Source organism: Rhodococcus sp. (in: high G+C Gram-positive bacteria), from assembly GCF_049591685.1.
Lineage (GTDB): Bacteria > Actinomycetota > Actinomycetes > Mycobacteriales > Mycobacteriaceae > Rhodococcoides.
This window is the reverse complement of record NZ_JBAWFH010000305.1, coordinates 1-1521: the sequence shown is the minus strand read 5'-3', so window position 1 is coordinate 1521 and position 1521 is coordinate 1. Positions and strand designations below refer to the sequence as shown.

Below are 1521 nucleotides of genomic sequence, written 5' to 3'. Positions count from 1 at the left end.
GATCGACGCGGCTCATGAGCTGTACTTGAAGGAGGGCCTCGGCTCCCGCGACGACGCCATCGGAATGCAGTACCTCGTCCCGGACTGGACCTTCGACAGCAAGCGGCCGGCCCTCGCCCGATGAGTTCGACTGCGATGAAGATCGTCGTGGGGGACCGAAACGTGCTGCCGCACCGCGAGTAGTTCGAGAATGCTCTGGCGGGCCACGAGTTCGTGTGGTCGGTCCCGTTCGACGAAGCTGCTGTCATCGTCGACAGGTCAGGTCTCGGGCCGGATGTGCAGGTGTGCAGTACCTTCCACCGCGAGCAGTCGATCGCGGAGTGCATCATCGCGGAGTGCATCATCGCGGCGACGGTCGTGCTGCGTCGTAAATTTCTCGAGCAGGATCGCGCGCTGCGGACGGGTGTGTTCGCCACTTCGGTGGACGACCCGTCGATTCCGCAGTCGTTGTCACTGCGCGGTGCTCGGATCGGCTGCGTCGGGTTCGGGCACATCGGTCAGCGTGCGTGGACGCTGTTCGAGGCATTCGGTGCGCGCGGCGCAGCGGTGACCGGGAGCGGAAACGCGTCGAGCGACAGCCTCGAATGGTCCTCGAACACCTCGGATCTCGACAAGCTGATGGAATGGTCCGACGTCGTCGTCGTGTCCGCGCGGCTGAGCATTTCGCAGCTGTAGGCGGCTTACCGCACACCCTCGGCTCGGAGCTCACGGGCCCAGACGTCGGCGTGCTTGGTCAGTACGCCCGCAATACGTTCGAGCTCAGCGGGATACGACGCGACCTCCGCGGGCATCGACACGCTGAGCGCATCAGTCGCGGGAATGCGATAGGGGACAACCGTCGCGATACATACGACGCCCGGGGTGCCCTGTTCCACTTCCAGAGACCAACCGCGCCTGCGGACCTCGCCCAATTCGGCGATGAGTGCGTCACGGTCGACGATGGTGTTGTCGGTGTACCGCTCGAGTTTCTTGGGCAGGAGCCTGGTGACCTCGTCGGTGGTCAGCTCGGCAAGCAGCGCTTGACCCAAAGCCGTGACGTGGGTGGGCAGCTTGCGTCCGACGCGGTGCATGCGTCGAACCTCGAGCTTCGATCCGCGGCTGGCGAGGTAGATGACATGGTCCTCGTCGCGTCGGGCGAAGTGGACGGTGTGCCGGACGTCGGAACGTAGGGCTTCCAGGACGGCCGCTGCCCTACCCACGACGGAGTCCTTGTCGAGGTACGACGTGCCGGTCAGTAGCGCGTGCGTGCCGATGCCGTAGCGCGAACCGGACTCGTCGGCCTCGATCCACCGCAGTTCCTTCAACGTCCGGAGGAGGGCGTGCAAGCTCGATCTCGGGTACTTGCACGCCTCCTGCAGTTCGCCGAGACTCATGCGAGTCGGCGAGGCTGCCAGCGTCTCGAGGATGTGGATGGTCCGTTCGGCAGACTTCACCGGCTGGGTGTCGGGAGTGGAGCCGGCGGAATGACCAGAAGATCCGGGAGTGGAGCCGGCGGAATGACCAGAAGATCCGGGAGTAACC

The 1521-nt window shown here is 65.0% G+C and carries 2 protein-coding genes; one reads left to right on the top strand and one right to left on the bottom strand.

Going from position 1 to position 1521, the window contains the following annotated elements; genetic code table 11:
• The first annotated feature begins 213 nt into the window (after positions 1-213).
• A complete protein-coding gene (locus WBQ44_RS12635; RefSeq protein ID WP_495567031.1) occupies positions 214-675 on the top strand; it encodes an NAD(P)-dependent oxidoreductase in 462 nt (153 codons plus the stop codon).
• Between the two features lie 5 nt (positions 676-680).
• Here the strand turns inward: WBQ44_RS12635 and WBQ44_RS12630 are convergent, their stop codons facing one another.
• Positions 681-1433 carry an IclR family transcriptional regulator gene (locus WBQ44_RS12630; RefSeq protein ID WP_495567032.1) on the bottom strand — a complete coding sequence of 251 codons (753 nt, stop codon included), beginning with the start codon at positions 1431-1433 and terminating at the stop codon, positions 681-683.
• Positions 1434-1521: the final 88 nt, after the last annotated feature.